Here is a 14,513-nt window from a genome sequence, read left to right on the forward strand (position 1 = left end):
TCGCGTCCGCGTCACGTCACTCAGGGTGGCGCGGCGGCGACGGTCAGTCGAGGACGGCCAGTGCGTCGATCTCCACGAGGAGCCCGTCCGGGAGGCCGACGTACACGGTGGTGCGGGCCGGGAAGGACTCCTCGAAGAACTCGCGGTAGGCGTCGTTCATCTCGCCGAAGTGGGCGAGGTCCGTGAGGTGGACCCGGCACATCACGACGTCGTCGAGGGTGGCGCCACCCGCCTCCAGCACGGCCTGGACGTTGCGCATGACCTGGCGGGTCTGTTCGGTGACGTCGTCGGCGCCGACCCGCTCGTTGGTCGTCGGGTCGACGGCGACCTGGCCGGCCACCTGCAGGATGTTGCCCTTGCGGATGCCGTGCGTCAGCGGCACCGTCGGGATCTTCGTGCCCTCCGGGTGGATCGCGACCTTCGCCATCAGCTGCTCCTTCCAGTGAACCCACATTCGGCTGACGCCGCGGCGGCACCGGCCAGCAGCGTGGGCACCAGCCGGAGCAGGCCGTCGAGGTCGAGCACCATCTGGGGCACCGACAGCGACATCGCCGCCACCACCTCGCCACGCGCGTCGCGGACGGGAGCGGCGACGCAGTGGATGTGCTCCTCGTGCTCCTCGTCGTCGACGGCGTAGCCCTGGTCGGCCACCCGCGCGAGCTCGGCGAGGTACGCGCGTGGCGTCGTGATCGTGTTCGGCGTCATCTTGTCGTACGTGATCGACGCGGCGACAGCCTCACGTCGGTCGGCGGGCATCGCGGCGACCAACACCTTCGCCACGGCCGTGCAGTGCAGGGGCGCCCGTTTGCCGATCCGCGAGACCATCCGGACGTTGTGCCTGCTCTCGACCTTGTCGATGTAGATCACCTCGCCGTCCTCGTAGGACGCGAGGTGCACGGTGTGGCCGGTCTCGGCGTTGAGCGCCCGCAGCGCCGGCTCGACGCTGCGCCGCACGTCCCGCTCCTCCAGCGCGCGGAACGCGAGGTCGAACAGCGACGTGCCGAGGCGGTAGTGCCGCACGTCGGTGCGCTGAACGAACTGGTGCGACTCGAGGGTGCGCAGGAGCCGCAGCACCGTCGACTTGTGCACCGACAGCCGCTCGGCGAGCTGGTCGAGCGTCCTCGGCCCGGCGGCCAGCTCGTCGAGCAGCACCAACGCACGGTCGAGGCTCTGGCTCATGTCATATCCGTGGTCACGTGGGCCGCCGCCCACTCGTCGTCCGACGCGTCCAGCATCGCCGACACGAACGAGACCGGCAGCGACGGCCCCACGTCGTGGTGGGTGAGCAGCGAGGACGCGGCCCGCAGGTGCCCCGCCCGCAACCGTCGCCTCGGCGACCAGTCCGAGAGGGTGCCGAAGAGGAACCCTGCGGCGAAGGCGTCCCCGGCGCCGACCGGCTCGACGACGTCGACCTCCAGCGCGGGCTGGTAGACGGGTTCGGCCGTGCCCTCGAAGACCACGGCACCCTGCGCGCCGAGCTTGACCACCAGTGTGTGGGTTTCGGGAAGGAACTCCCTGATCGCGGCGGGTTCCCCGATGCCCCACACGAGGTCGGCCTCGTCGGCGCCGACGAACACCACGTCCGCCGCCGACGCCAGCTCGCGGAGCACCGAGGGATCGCGGTCGGCCCACAGCCTGGGCCGCCAGTTGAGGTCGAAGGACAGCGTGACGTCACGGGGTCCGGTGAACAGCGTCCGCATCAGGTCGAGGCAGCTGTCCGACAGCGCCGGGGTGATCCCGCTGGTGTGGACGACCCGCACGCCGTCCAGCGCCAGTGCGTCCAGGGACACCGGGCTCATGCCGGACGCGGCCGAGCCCGTGCGGTAGTAGCGGACCGGGCTGCCGGACGCGTCGCTTTCCTTGACGTACAGGCCGGTCGGCCTGTATGGGTCCACCGCGACGCAGGACACGTCGACACCGAACGAGGCGATGGTCGACACCACGGCCCTGCCGAACGCGTCGTCGCCGACGGCACTCACCCACGCGGACCGCAGGCCGAGCACGGCGAGGTGACTGGCCACATTGGACTCCGCGCCGCCGACGGTCCGCGTCCACGTGACGACCTCGTCTGGTGGCCCCGGCTCCGCGGGCACGAACAACGCCATGGTCTCCCCGAGGCAGAGCACGTCGACAGTTCCCACCGGCCGCCCCTTCACGCCGTTGACTGGTCAACCGGGAAGATGCTACACAATTCCGTGGCGCAGGACGCAATAGCCGTTGCAACATACGCAATGGAGAGGGATATGCCGCAGATCACGCCAGGACAGCTCAGTCAGGCCGCCCTCGACACGCTCCTCGACGAACCCCTCGACTGGCGCTTCAAGGGCCTGCCGTCGTCGCTGTGGGGACAGTCCATCCGAGACGTCCAGGAGCGCAGGCCGGACCTGTTCGGCGACGGCTTCGTGCCACCGGTCACGGTCCTGGACGACGAAGCACTCACGCACAACCTCACCACGATCGCGGAGCTCTGCGCCAGACACGGTTTCGCACACGCCCCGCACGGCAAGACCACGATGGCCCCGCAGCTCTACGCAAGGCAGTTCGCACACGGCGCGTGGGGACAGACGACGGCGAACGCGTCCCAGATGCGGATATACCGGGCATTCGGCGTCAACCGGATCATCCTCGCCAACGAGCTGGTCGACGCGGCGGCTTTGCGTTGGCTGGCCGACGAGTTGGCCAGCGACCCCGAGTTCCTGTTCTGGTGCTGGGTCGACAGCGAGCGCGGCGTCGAGCTGATGACCGAGGCACTGGGTGGCGGCTCCGTGGTGAACGTCCTGGTGGAGCAGGGTGTCTCCGGTGGCAGGACCGGAGTCCGCGAGCGGACGGCCGCGGTGAAGATCGCCGAGGCCGTCGCGGCCAGCCCGGCCCTGCGCCTCGCGGGCGTCGCGAGCTACGAGGGCGCGGTGTCGGGTGTCGCGTCGGCCGAGGGGCTCGCGGCAGTGCACGCACACCTGTCCGAGCTGCGTGACCTCGCGCTCGACCTCGCGGGCCGGGGTCACTTCGACGGTCTCGACGAGATCATCGTGACCGCGGGCGGCAGCGCGTTCTTCGACCAGGTGGTCGAGGTGCTCGGCGCGCCGTGGTCGCTGCCGGTCCTCCCGGTCCTGCGCAGCGGCGCGTACATCACGCACGACGAGGGCACCTACCAGGAGATCTCCCCGCTCGGCGCGCATCCCCGGCTCGACGGCCCACGACTGCGGCCCGCGGTGCGGGCGTGGGCGCAGGTGGTGTCGAGGCCGGAGCCGCGGCTGGCGTTCATCACGGCAGGCAAGCGGGACGTGCCCTACGACATCGACCTGCCGCAACCGGTCCTGCGGCGCAGAGCGGGCACCGTCACCCGGCTCACGGGTGCCACGGTGACCCAGCTCAACGACCAGCACGGGTTCGTCACCCTGGACGCCGACGACACGCTCGACGTGGGCGACTGGGTCGCGCTCGGGCTGTCGCACCCGTGCACCACGTTCGACAAGGTGCCACTCGTGCCGGTGGTCGGCGAGGACGGCTCGACGGTCGTCGACCTGATCCGCACCTTCTTCTGATGACGGGCCTCATTTTCCGGGGCGCGACCGTGGTGGACGGCACCGGCGCGCCCGCCAGGCGCGCGGACGTGTCCGTCCACGGTGGACGGATCAGCGCGGTCGGCGACGGGTCGGACGGGCGGGTCGTCGACGCGGACGGCCTCGTGCTGGCGCCGGGTTTCATCGACATGCACTCGCACTCGGACCTGCAGGTCCTCGCGAACCCCGACCACACGGCCAAGGTGTCGCAGGGCGTCACCCTCGAGGTGCTCGGCCAGGACGGCCTGTCGTACGCGCCGGTCGACGACGAGACCCTCGCCGGGCTGCGCACGCAGCTCGCGGGCTGGAACGACGACCCGCCCGGCTTCGACTGGGACTGGCGAAGCGTCGGCGAGTACCTGGACCGGCTCGACCGGGGCATCGCCGTGAACGCGGCGTACCTTGTCCCGCAGGGCACGGTCCGGATGCTGGCGGTCGGCTGGGAGTCCAGGCAGGCCACCGAGTCCGAGCTGGACCGGATGCGATCCCTTGTGGCACAGGGGCTCGCCGAGGGCGCCGTGGGCATGTCGTCGGGGCTGACCTACACGCCGGGCATGTACGCGTCGACCGAGGAGCTGGTCGCGCTGTGCGAGGTGGTCGGCGCGGGCGGCGGGTACTACAGCCCGCACCACCGCAGCTACGGCGCGGGCGCGCTGGAGGCGTACGCCGAGATGGTGGACGTGTCACGCCGCTCCGGCTGTCCGCTGCACCTCGCGCACGCCACGATGAACTTCCCGGTCAACGAGGGCCGCGCTGGTGAGCTGCTGTCGTTGCTGGACAACGCGATCGCCGACGGCTGCGACATCTCCCTCGACACCTACCCGTACCTGCCCGGTGCGACCTACCTGTCCGCGCTCCTGCCGAGCTGGTCGACCGAGGGCGGCCTGGACGCGACGCTGACCCGACTGTCCGATCCGGACACCAGGGAGCGGATCCGGGCGGACATCGAGGAAACCGGCTCGGACGGCTGTCACGGCGTCCCGGTCGACTGGGCGGCCATCGAGATCAACGGCGTGCGCCGCGCGGAGAACACCCACCTGGTGGGCAGGAGCGTCGCCGAGTCCGCGCGGGAAGCCGGGCGCCCACCCGCCGGGCTGTACTTCGACGTGCTGGTGGCGGAGCGCCTCGGCACGTCCTGCCTCATGCACGTCGGCCACGAGGACAACGTGCGTGCCATCATGCGCCATCCCACGCACACCGGTGGCAGCGACGGGCTCCTCGTCGGTGAGCGGCCGCATCCGCGTGCCTGGGGCACCTTCCCGCGTTACCTCGCCCGGTACGTCCGGGAGCTTGGCGTGCTGGGCCTCGAGGAGTGCGTGGCGCACCTGACCGGCCGGGCCGCACGCAGGTTGCGGTTGACCGACCGCGGCCTGGTGCGCGAGGGCTACGCGGCCGACCTCGTGCTCTTCGACCCGGACACCGTTGCCGACACCGCCACGTTCGACGAGCCGCGCCAATCCGCGACCGGAATCCCCTACGTGCTGGTGAACGGCGTGCCCGTCATCGAGGACGGCCGCCACACGGGTGCGCTCGCCGGCCGTTCCATCCGCAACGAGGGAGCCTGAGAACCATGGACCTGCTGGCCGAACTGTCCACGCGGCGCGCGTTGTGCATCATCCGCGCACCCGAGATCCGCGACCCGGGCGGGCTCGCGCGGACACTCGTCGACGCGGGCCTCCCGATCGTGGAGTTCGCGCTGACCACGCCGAACGCACCGAGGCTGATCGAGCAGGCGTCCCGAGTGGACGGTCTGGTACTCGGGGCGGGCACGGTGATGTCGGCGCAGGACGCCCGCGACTCGATCAACGCGGGTGCGACCTTCCTGCTGACCCCGGGCCTGCGTCCGGCCGTCGCGGAAGAGGCGGTACGCCAGGGGGTTCCGGTCGTGCTCGGCGCGATGACGCCGACCGAGGTAGCGACGGCGGTCGACCTCGGCGCCACCGCGGTCAAGGTGTTCCCCGCGGCCAGGCTGGGACCGGCGTACTTCGCCGACCTGCACGGGCCCTACCCTGGCGTCCCGTTGGTGGCCACGGGTGGGCTGAACGCCGAGAACGCGGCGTCCTTCCTGACGGGCGGCGCGATCGCCGTGACCGCGGGAAGTGGCGTGGTGGGGCCGAAACTGGCCGCGGAGTCACGGTTCGACGAGATCACCGCTCGCGCGAAGGAATTCCTTGCCGCACTAGCCTAGCGAGGTAGTCATGTCGGGGTTCACGAACTGGTTACAGCATTCGACGCCGGGGTTGTTACTGCTCGCGGTCGTCGGTATCGCGATCCTGTTGTTGATGATCATCAAGTGGAAGGTCGAGCCGTTCATCGCGTTGCTGGTGATCGGCCTGGTGACCGCGCTGGCCGCGGGGCTTCCGGTGCAGTCGCTGGTCGGCTCCGCGCAGAAACCCGGCGAGTCCCTGCTGGAGACGGGTTTCGGCGGGATCCTCGGTCACATCACCGCGATCATCGGGCTGGGCACGATGCTCGGCGCGATCCTCGAGGCCTCCGGCGGCGCACAGGTGCTGACCCGGTCGCTGCTGCGGGCGCTCGGTGAGCACCGGGCACCGCTGGCGATGGGCCTGGCCGGCCTGATCTTCGGCGTCCCGGTGTTCTTCGACGTCGGCATCTTCGTGCTGGCACCGCTGGTCTACGTGGCGGCGAAGCAGGGTGGCCGCTCGATCCTGTTGTACTGCCTGCCCCTGCTCGCCGGCCTGTCCGTGACACACGCGTTCCTGCCGCCACACCCGGGTCCGGTCGCCGCCGCCGCACTGCTCGGCGTCGACCTCGGCTGGGTCATCCTGATGGGCGCGGTGTGCGCGATCCCCGCCTGGTTCATCGGCGGTGTGCTGTTCTCCTCGTTCGTGGGCAAACGCCTCGATCTGCCCGTACCGGAGGAAATGCTCGCCGCGGCACGAACCGCGCGTCCGTCGGGAACCACGGGCTCCACGGGCTCAGCCGACTCGAACGACTCGGACGACGAGCCCCAACAGAGGGACGACAGCCCCGCCGAACCCGGGCTCGGGCTGGTCATCGGGATCATCGCCGTGCCACTGGTGCTGATCCTCGCGGGCACCTTCGGCAGTATCTGGCTGCCCAAGGGCTCCACGGCCGTCGGCATCGCGAACTTCGTCGGCACACCGGCGGTCGCGCTCACCATCGCCGTCCTGCTGGCGTTCTGGCTGCTCGGCTACCGGCGCGGGATGACGAAGGGGCAGGTGGCGGAGCTGGGTGCCGCGTCACTGCGTCCGGTCGGCATGATCCTGCTGGTCGTCGGCGCGGGTGCGTTCTACGGCGCGGTACTGCGTGCGACCGGCATCGGCGACGTCATCGCGGACACCCTGCACGACGCCGGACTCCCGGTGATCTTCGCGGCGTACGTGATCAGCTGCGGTCTGCGCATCGCGCAGGGCTCGGCCACCGCGGCGATCGCGGCGACGGCGGCGATCATTGGTCCGACCATCAAGGATGTCGACTACTCGCAGGCGCAGCTCGCGCTGCTGGTGGCCGCCATCTGCGCGGGTTCGATCATCGCCTCGCACGTCAACGACGGCGGATTCTGGATCGTGTCACGGTATTTCGGTATCTCCGTGAAGGACACGCTGAAGACGTGGACGGTGCTGGAGACGATACTGTCCGTCGTCGGCTTCGCGGTGGCGGCGGTGCTGATGGCCGTCATCTGACACACTGGCCCCCATGTTGCCGGACGATGCACCGGAAGAGGACGCCGCGTGGGCCGACAGCGCCGACCGGAAGATCGCGGTCCGAGCACTCGCCGAACACCACGCCGAGGAGCACCTCTCCTCTGCCGAGCACGACCGGCGCAGAGACCTCGCACAGCACGCGAAGACCCTCGGTGAGCTGCGGGCACTGTTCGACGACCTACCCGCACCGCACCCGCTGATCGGCGAGACGGCCGCCGACGGCACGTGGTTCGCCTCGGCGGCCCGTGCCGGCGGCGGCGCAGGCCTGCTGCTGATCACCGGCAGCGTCATCGTGCTCGCGGCGATCCTCGCGGGCTGGTGGGTGCCCGCGATCCTCTTCGCCTGCCTGCTCGTCGTGGCCACCGTGTGGACCGCGCTCGCCAGGCACTGACCTGCCGCAACCACAAAGCACACAATGGTTTAGACCCTTGTGCTCGGCAGTCGCGGCGTCCTAGCATCCGTTGCGAATAGCAGAACGTCTATTGCGCATAGTGCAACGGGGGCACCATGAACCGTCGTCGGATACTGGCCGTTGCCGCGCTCGGCGTGGTCGCGATCGCCTGCGCGCCACCGCAGGCGTCGAACGACAACCCTCAGCAGACCGGGGCCGCGGGCGCGACGATCGGCGCCACCACAGGCGATCTGAGAGTGTGGCTGTTCCAGGAGGCCGCCAACGCCCCCAAGGAAGCCGTGGTCACCGAGGCGAAGGCGGAGTTCGAGAAGGCACACCCCGGGGTCACGGTCAACGTCGAGTACCTGCCCGTCGACGGCCGCGCGACCCGCTTCAACGGCGCCTTCAACGACAAGACCAGCGCACCGGACGTCGCCGAGTTCGGCAACACCGACCTGGCCGGTTACACCGCCTCCAACGGCTTCGCCGACCTCACGGGCGACATCAAGGCGTGGCCGGACAGCGGGGACCTCGTCCCCGAGGTACTCGACACGGCCACAGTGGACGAACGCACGTACGGGATCCCGTGGTTCACCGGGACTCGCGCGCTCTACTACCGCACGGACGTCTTCACCGAGCTGGGCCTGAAGCCGCCGAGGACGTTGAAGGAGCTGACCGAGACCGCACGCCGGATCCGTGCCGCCAAGCCGGACCTGTACGGGATCGCGGTCGGCGGCAAGTACCAGTTCGCACTGCTGCCCTACATCTGGGCCAACGGCGGTGACGTGGCCAAGCAGGACGGCGACACCTGGAAGTCCACAATAGACTCCGAACAGGCGCGCGCAGGGATGACCCAGTACGCCGAGCTGCTCAAGGACGACATCTGCCCGCCGTCGGCCTGCGCCCAGCTGACCGGTTCCCAGTCGGTGGCGGCCTTCGCGGGTGGCAAGGCAGGCATGACGATCGGTGGCGACTTCAACAGGGCCGCGGTCGAGGCAGGTGCGGTCAAGGGCAAGTACGCCGTGGTTCCCTTGCCCGGCACCAAGTCCGGTTCGATCGCACCGGCATTCGCGGGCGGCAACCTGCTCGGCGTGTTCCGGTCGAGCGACAGGTACACGCTGTCGCTGGAGTTCATCAAGCTGCTGGGCGGCAAGCGGTACCAGGAGAAGATGTTCGGCGCGATGGGCAACATGCCCACGTTCTCCGACGTCCAGGACCGCGTCGCCGACGACGACCCGTTCCTGGAGCCGTTCATCAGAACGGCGCAGGCCGGCACCCGGTTCGTGCCCTCGACCCCAGCGTGGACGAAGATCGACGCGGCCGCCGTGCTGCCGACGGCCGTCCAGCAGGTAGCGACCGGCCAGCTGGACGTCGATGCCGCGACCAGCGCGGCCGCCGGTGAGATGAACGAGTCGTTCGGCGGCTGAGATGGCCGTCGTACAACGAAAAGACGGCCGAGCGGCCCTGCTCTACCTGATCCCGGCGGGGATCGTGCTGCTGGCGTTGATGGCGTACCCGATCTACCAGCTGGTCGTCATCTCCCTGTTCGACTACGGGCAGCCGCAGGCCAGCGGGGCGGCGCCGCTCGTGTTCCTCGGCCTGGACAACTACACGAAACTGCTCGGCGACCCGCAGTTCTGGGAAGTGCTGGCCACGACGGTCGTGTTCGCGGCGGTGTGCGTGGCCGGCACGATGCTCGTCGGGACCGCGCTGGCCGTACTCGCCGACCGGGCACGGCCGATCCCGCGGCTGTTGCTGTTCCTGGCGGCACTCGGGGCGTGGGCCACCCCGACGATGGCGGGCTCGTACGTCTGGCTGTTCCTGTTCGACCAGGACTTCGGGCTCGTGAACGAGGTGTTCGCGAGCCTCGGTTTCGGCGGGATGCGCGGGCATTCCTGGACCTTCGAGCGTTACTCGGCGTTCGGGCTGGTGGCCGGCGAGATCATCTGGTGCTCGTTCCCGTTCGTGCTGGTGACGATGTACGCGGGAATCACGGCCATCCCGCGCGAGGTCGTCGAGGCGGCGTCGCTCGACGGCGCCTCGACCCGGCGGACCGCGACGGCGGTGCTCTTCCCGATCCTGCGGCCCATCCTGATGATCGCGACGATCCAGTCGATCATCTGGGACTTCAAGGTGTTCACCCAGATCTACGTGATGACCAACGGTGGCGGAGTGGCCGGCCAGAACCTGGTGCTGAACGTGTACGCCTACCAGAAGGCGTTCGCAGGCGAGGAGTACGGTCTGGGCGCGGCGATCGGCGTGGTGATGACCGTGCTGCTGTTGCTGGTCACGGGTCTGTACGTGCGTGCGCAGCGAGGTGCTCGATGAGGCGCACGCAGGTTCTGGTCGACGTACTGTGCGTCGTGATCGCGGCGGTGGTCGCGTTCCCGTTGTACTGGATGGTGCTCTCGGCACTCAAACCGGCAGGCGAGCTGCAGTCGACGAAACTGTGGACCGTGGCACCGACGGTGGACAGCTTCCGCCGAGTGCTGGACGTGCAGAACTTCGGGCTGTACTTCGTGAACAGCGTCGTGGTCGCGGCGGCCGTGGTCGCGTTGTCGCTGCTGGTGTCGTTCCTGTCGGCGGTCGCGCTGTCGAGGTTCCGGTTCCGAGGCCGGACGGTGCTGGTCGTGATGCTGCTGGTCGCGCAGATGGTGCCGGTGGAGGCGCTGACGATCCCCCTGTTCTTCCTGATGCGGTCATTCGGCGAGGTAGCACCGGCCTTCGGGCTGAACCGACTCGGCTCGCTGGTACTGGTGCACCTGGCGTTCAGCCTCCCGTTCGCGATCTGGCTGCTGCGCGGGTTCGTGGCGGCGGTGCCCGTCGAGCTGGAGGAGGCCGCGGCGCTGGACGGCGCGTCCCGGTTCCGGTTCACCTGGCAGGTGCTGTTCCCGCTGGTGGCACCCGGTCTGGTGGCGGCGAGCGTGGTGTCGTTCATCCACGCGTGGAACGACTTCCTGTTCGCCAAGACATTTCTCATCTCCGGCACCGACAACCGCACGCTCCCGTTGGGGCTGCTGGTGTTCTTCAAGCCGGAGGAGCAGGACTGGGGCGCGATCATGGCGGGCTCGACGCTCATGACGGTGCCGGTACTCGTGTTCTTCCTGATAGTGCAACGACATCTGGTCTCCGGCATGGCGGGAGCGGTGAAGGGATGACCTTCGAAGGCCTGCTGCCTCGTCCAGTACGCGTCACAGCGGGACAGGGCACACTGGTGGTGAACGAGCCACCGGTACCAACGGTGTCGACGGACGCCACGCTGCCTGCCGAGGGTTTCCGGCTGACCGTCACCGCCGACGGCGTAGGAATCGACGCAGCGGACCAGCCCGGCGCGTTCTACGCGACACAGGCGCTGCGCCAACTACTGGGCCCGACCGCCTCCCGGGCGACGAACATCCACAGTGGACCATACGTGCTGCCGTGCGGCGTGGTGGAGGACTGGCCGAGGTTCGGGTGGCGTGGCTGCCTACTGGACGTGGCCAGGCACTTCATGCCGAAGGCAGGCGTGTTCCGGTTCCTGGACCTGATGGCAGCACACCGGTTGAACGTGCTGCACCTGCACCTCACCGACGACCAGGGCTGGCGGATCGAGGTGCCCGCGTTCCCACGCCTGACGGAGGTCGGTTCGTGGCGGGCGGGCTCGTGGGTCGGACGACCACCGGACGGCACACCCGGCCACGACGGCCGCCCGCACGGCGGCTACTACACGGTCGAGGACCTGCGCGAGATCGTCGCGTACGCGGCGGAGCGGCACATCACGGTCGTGCCGGAGATCGACGTGCCGGGCCACAGCCAGGCGGCCATCGCCGCGTACCCGTGGCTGGGTGTCACGGGCGAGCCGCTGGAGGTCCTGACCCGCTGGGGCGTCAACGACAACGTCCTGGCCGTGAACGACCGCGTGGTCGACTTCTACCGCCAGGTCCTGACCCACGTAGCGGAGATCTTCCCGTCAAAGGTGATCTGCGTGGGCGGCGACGAGGTGCCGACCACCCAGTGGGCAAGCGATCCCGAGACGGTAGCCCACGCAAGCGATCTCGGACTGTCCAATGTGGATGAACTACGTGGCTGGTTCCTGGCCCAGCTGGTGGCACACCTGGAGTCGCTGGGCAGGCGAGCGCTGGCGTGGGACGACGCGGGTCCGCTCCCCCGGAGCACGATCATCGGCGCGTGGCTCTCGACCGACGCGATGGCCGCGGGCCACGACGTGGTGCTGTGCCCGGAGGAGCACGTGTACCTCGACCACCGCCAGTCCGACCACCCCGACGAGCCGATCCCCGTCGGCTACCTACGTACCCTCGCGGACGTCCACGCCTACGAGCCCCTCGACGGCCCACAGGTCCTGGGCGCGCAGGCACAGGTGTGGACCGAACACCTGGACAACCCCCGCCGCGTCGACTACGCGGCGTTCCCTCGACTCGCGGCGTTCGCGGAAGTGGTGTGGAGCCACGGAAAAGGCGACTACACGGAGTTCGCGGCCCGCCTGGTCCGCCACCACCTGCCGAGACTCGACGCACTCGGCGTGGAGTACCGCCCGCTGGCAGGCGCCCACCCGTGGCAGACCCGACCCGGCGTACCGGGCCGACCACGGCACCTGTAGACGACAGTGCGGCCGCACCACGGGATTCGGTGCGGCGGCACTGAGGGGTCTACTCGAAGATCTCGCCCTTCTCGGCCTTCTCGACGAGTGAGGCGGGTGGCTGGAAGTGGTCGCCGTAGCGCTCGGCGAGTTGGCGGGCCCGCGCCACGAAGCCCGCGACACCGCCCTCGTAGCCGTTGATGTACTGGATCACGCCACCGGTCCACGGCGGGAAACCAATACCCATGATCGAGCCGATGTTGGCGTCCGGCACCGAGCGGAGCACGCCCTCGTCGAAGCACTTGACGGTCTCGAGCGCCTCCGCGAAGAGCATGCGCTCCTTCATGTCCTCGAACGGGATCTCGTGGCCGTCCTTGGTGCTGTTGTCATTGGTCGGCCTCCGGCCGAAGTTCTCATAGAGGCCCTTCCACAGCCCGACGCGCTTGCCGTCCGCGTACTCGTAGAAGCCCGCGCCCGACGACTTGCCCTTGCGGTCGAACTCCTCGACCATCCGGTCCATGAGCGGCTCCGACGCGTGCGCGTCCCACGTGCCGCCCGCGGCAAGAACCGCCGCCTGGGTCTCCTTGCGAATCTTCTGCGGCAGCGTGAGCGTCAGCTCGTCGAGCAGCTGCAGCGGCGGCGCCGGGTAGCCCGCCTGCGAACCCGCCTGCTCCACCGACGCCGGGTTGACGCCCTCGGCGACCATCGCGACGGCCTCGTTGATGAACGTGCCGATCACGCGCGAGGTGAAGAAGCCGCGTGAGTCGTTGACGACGATCGGCGTCTTCTTGATCTGCTGGGCCACGTCGAACGCCTTGGCCAGCGTCGCGTCGGAGGTCTTCTCGCCGACGATGATCTCCAGCAGCGGCATCTTGTCGACCGGCGAGAAGAAGTGCAGGCCGATGAAGTCCTCCTGCCGCTTCACGCCCTCCGCCAGGCCGGTGATCGGCAGCGTCGAGGTGTTGGAGCCGAGCACGGCGTCCGCGTCGACCACGTTCTCGATCTCCGCGAACACCTTGTGCTTGAGGTCCTGGCTCTCGAACACGGCCTCGATCACGAGGTCGCAGCCCGCCAGGTCGTCGGGCTTCTCGGTCGGCGCGATGCGGGCCAGGGTCTCGTCGGCCTTCTCACGCGTGACCTTGCCTCGCGACACGGCCTTCTCGAAGAGCTTGACCGAGTAGTCCTTGCCCTTCTCCGCCGCGGCAAGGGAGACGTCCTTGAGGACGACCTCCATGCCGCCCCGCGCGCAGACGTACGCGATGCCCGCGCCCATCATGCCCGCGCCCAGCACACCCACCTTCCGGGCGGTGAACTTCTCGTAGCCCTCCGGCCGCGAGCCGCCGGAGTTGATGTGCTGCAGGTCGAAGAAGAACGCCTTGATCATGTTCTTCGCGACCTGGCCGGACAGTAGCTCGACCAGGTACCGGGACTCGATCGTGAGCGCGGTGTCGATGTCGACCTGCGCGCCCTCGATCGCGGCGGCCAGGATCGCCTTCGGCGCGGGCATGTTCGCGCCCTTGAGCTGCTTGCGCAGGTTCGCGGGGAACGCGGGCAGGTTGGCCGCGAACGCCGGGTGCGACGGGGAGCCGCCGGGGATCTTGTAGCCCTTGACGTCCCACGGCTGGGCGGCCTCGGGGTTGGCCCTGATCCACTCCTTGGCCTTCGGCAGCAGCTCGTCCACAGTGGACACCAGCTCGTGCACGAGGCCGATCTCCTTGGCCTGCGCCGGCTTGTGGCGCTGTCCCTGCAGCAGCACCGACAGCAGCGCGTTCTGGATGCCCAGCAGCCGCACGGTGCGCGTGACGCCGCCGCCACCCGGCAGCAGGCCGAGCGTCACCTCGGGCAGGCCGATCTGGGAGCCCTTGACGTCCGCGGCGATCCGGTGGTGGGTGGCAAGCGCGATCTCCAGGCCGCCGCCGAGCGCGGCGCCGTTGATGGCCGCCACGACCGGCCTGCCGAGCGTCTCCAGCCTGCGCAGCTGCGCCTTGATTCCGGTGATGAAGTCGAAGCCCGCCTTGGCCTGGTCCGCTTTGGCCTCGATCATGTCCTTGAGGTCGCCGCCCGCGAAGAACGTCTTCTTCGCAGAGGTGATCACCACACCGGTGATGCTGTCCTTCTCGGACTCGAGCCTCGCGACGGTGGCCTCCATCGACGCCGCGTAGTCGCGGTTCATCGTGTTGGCCGACTGGTTCGGGTCGTCCATCGTCAGGACGACGATGCCGTCGGCGTCCTTATCCCAGCGAATGGTCTCAGTCATTGAGGTATCCGGTTCCTTCGGTGCTTGTCGGTGAGACCCT

Annotated in this window: 13 protein-coding genes; 9 read left to right on the top strand and 4 right to left on the bottom strand. The window is 69.2% G+C overall.

Going from position 1 to position 14,513, the window contains the following annotated elements; all coding sequences use genetic code 11:
- Positions 1-43: 43 nt before the first annotated feature.
- The 3 genes from CLV71_RS09955 to CLV71_RS09965 are packed head-to-tail and all read right to left on the bottom strand — an operon-like array spanning position 44 to position 2,105.
- Positions 44-427, bottom strand: coding sequence for a RidA family protein (locus CLV71_RS09955; RefSeq protein ID WP_133902345.1), 384 nt, complete (start codon positions 425-427; stop codon positions 44-46).
- Positions 427-1,179, bottom strand: a complete 753-nt coding sequence (locus CLV71_RS09960; RefSeq protein ID WP_133902346.1) for an IclR family transcriptional regulator — start codon at positions 1,177-1,179, stop codon at positions 427-429. Before CLV71_RS09960 ends, CLV71_RS09955 begins: the two co-directional genes overlap by 1 nt.
- On the bottom strand, positions 1,176-2,105 hold the full coding sequence (locus CLV71_RS09965; RefSeq protein ID WP_243866357.1) for a sugar kinase: 930 nt from the start codon (positions 2,103-2,105) through the stop codon (positions 1,176-1,178). Before CLV71_RS09965 ends, CLV71_RS09960 begins: the two co-directional genes overlap by 4 nt.
- 138 nt (positions 2,106-2,243) lie before the next feature.
- On the opposite strand from CLV71_RS09965, the gene CLV71_RS09970 reads away from it, so the two are divergent.
- The 9 genes from CLV71_RS09970 (at position 2,244) to CLV71_RS10010 (ending at position 12,237) form a co-directional block, all read left to right on the top strand.
- On the top strand, positions 2,244-3,542 hold the full coding sequence (locus tag CLV71_RS09970; protein ID WP_133902348.1) for an amino acid deaminase: 1,299 nt from the start codon (positions 2,244-2,246) through the stop codon (positions 3,540-3,542).
- A complete protein-coding gene (locus CLV71_RS09975; RefSeq protein ID WP_133902349.1) occupies positions 3,542-5,125 on the top strand; it encodes an N-acyl-D-amino-acid deacylase family protein in 1,584 nt (527 codons plus the stop codon). The genes CLV71_RS09970 and CLV71_RS09975 overlap by 1 nt, the downstream gene beginning before the upstream one ends.
- 5 nt (positions 5,126-5,130) lie before the next feature.
- A complete protein-coding gene (locus CLV71_RS09980; protein WP_133902350.1) occupies positions 5,131-5,748 on the top strand; it encodes a bifunctional 4-hydroxy-2-oxoglutarate aldolase/2-dehydro-3-deoxy-phosphogluconate aldolase in 618 nt (205 codons plus the stop codon).
- Between the two features lie 10 nt (positions 5,749-5,758).
- Entirely contained in the window at positions 5,759-7,228 is a 1,470-nt protein-coding gene (locus CLV71_RS09985) for a GntP family permease (protein ID WP_133902351.1), read from the top strand.
- Positions 7,229-7,241: 13 nt separating this feature from the next.
- Positions 7,242-7,640 carry a DUF1707 SHOCT-like domain-containing protein gene (locus tag CLV71_RS09990; protein ID WP_133902352.1) on the top strand — a complete coding sequence of 133 codons (399 nt, stop codon included), beginning with the start codon at positions 7,242-7,244 and terminating at the stop codon, positions 7,638-7,640.
- Positions 7,641-7,756: 116 nt separating this feature from the next.
- The gene (locus CLV71_RS09995; RefSeq protein WP_133902353.1) at positions 7,757-9,067 is read left to right on the top strand and encodes an extracellular solute-binding protein; all 1,311 of its coding nucleotides are present in this window, start codon (positions 7,757-7,759) and stop codon (positions 9,065-9,067) included.
- A 1-nt stretch (position 9,068) separates the two neighbouring features.
- Positions 9,069-9,968, top strand: a complete 900-nt coding sequence (locus tag CLV71_RS10000) for a carbohydrate ABC transporter permease (RefSeq protein WP_133902354.1) — start codon at positions 9,069-9,071, stop codon at positions 9,966-9,968.
- Positions 9,965-10,798, top strand: a complete 834-nt coding sequence (locus tag CLV71_RS10005) for a carbohydrate ABC transporter permease (protein WP_133902355.1) — start codon at positions 9,965-9,967, stop codon at positions 10,796-10,798. The genes CLV71_RS10000 and CLV71_RS10005 overlap by 4 nt, the downstream gene beginning before the upstream one ends.
- Positions 10,795-12,237 carry a beta-N-acetylhexosaminidase gene (locus CLV71_RS10010; protein WP_133902356.1) on the top strand — a complete coding sequence of 481 codons (1,443 nt, stop codon included), beginning with the start codon at positions 10,795-10,797 and terminating at the stop codon, positions 12,235-12,237. The genes CLV71_RS10005 and CLV71_RS10010 overlap by 4 nt, the downstream gene beginning before the upstream one ends.
- A 49-nt stretch (positions 12,238-12,286) precedes the next feature.
- On the opposite strand, the gene CLV71_RS10015 is transcribed toward CLV71_RS10010, so the two are convergent.
- The gene (locus CLV71_RS10015; protein WP_133902357.1) at positions 12,287-14,473 is read right to left on the bottom strand and encodes a 3-hydroxyacyl-CoA dehydrogenase NAD-binding domain-containing protein; all 2,187 of its coding nucleotides are present in this window, start codon (positions 14,471-14,473) and stop codon (positions 12,287-12,289) included.
- Positions 14,474-14,513: the final 40 nt, after the last annotated feature.

The organism is Actinophytocola oryzae (assembly GCF_004364325.1).
GTDB classification, from domain to species: Bacteria; Actinomycetota; Actinomycetes; order Mycobacteriales; family Pseudonocardiaceae; genus Actinophytocola; species Actinophytocola oryzae.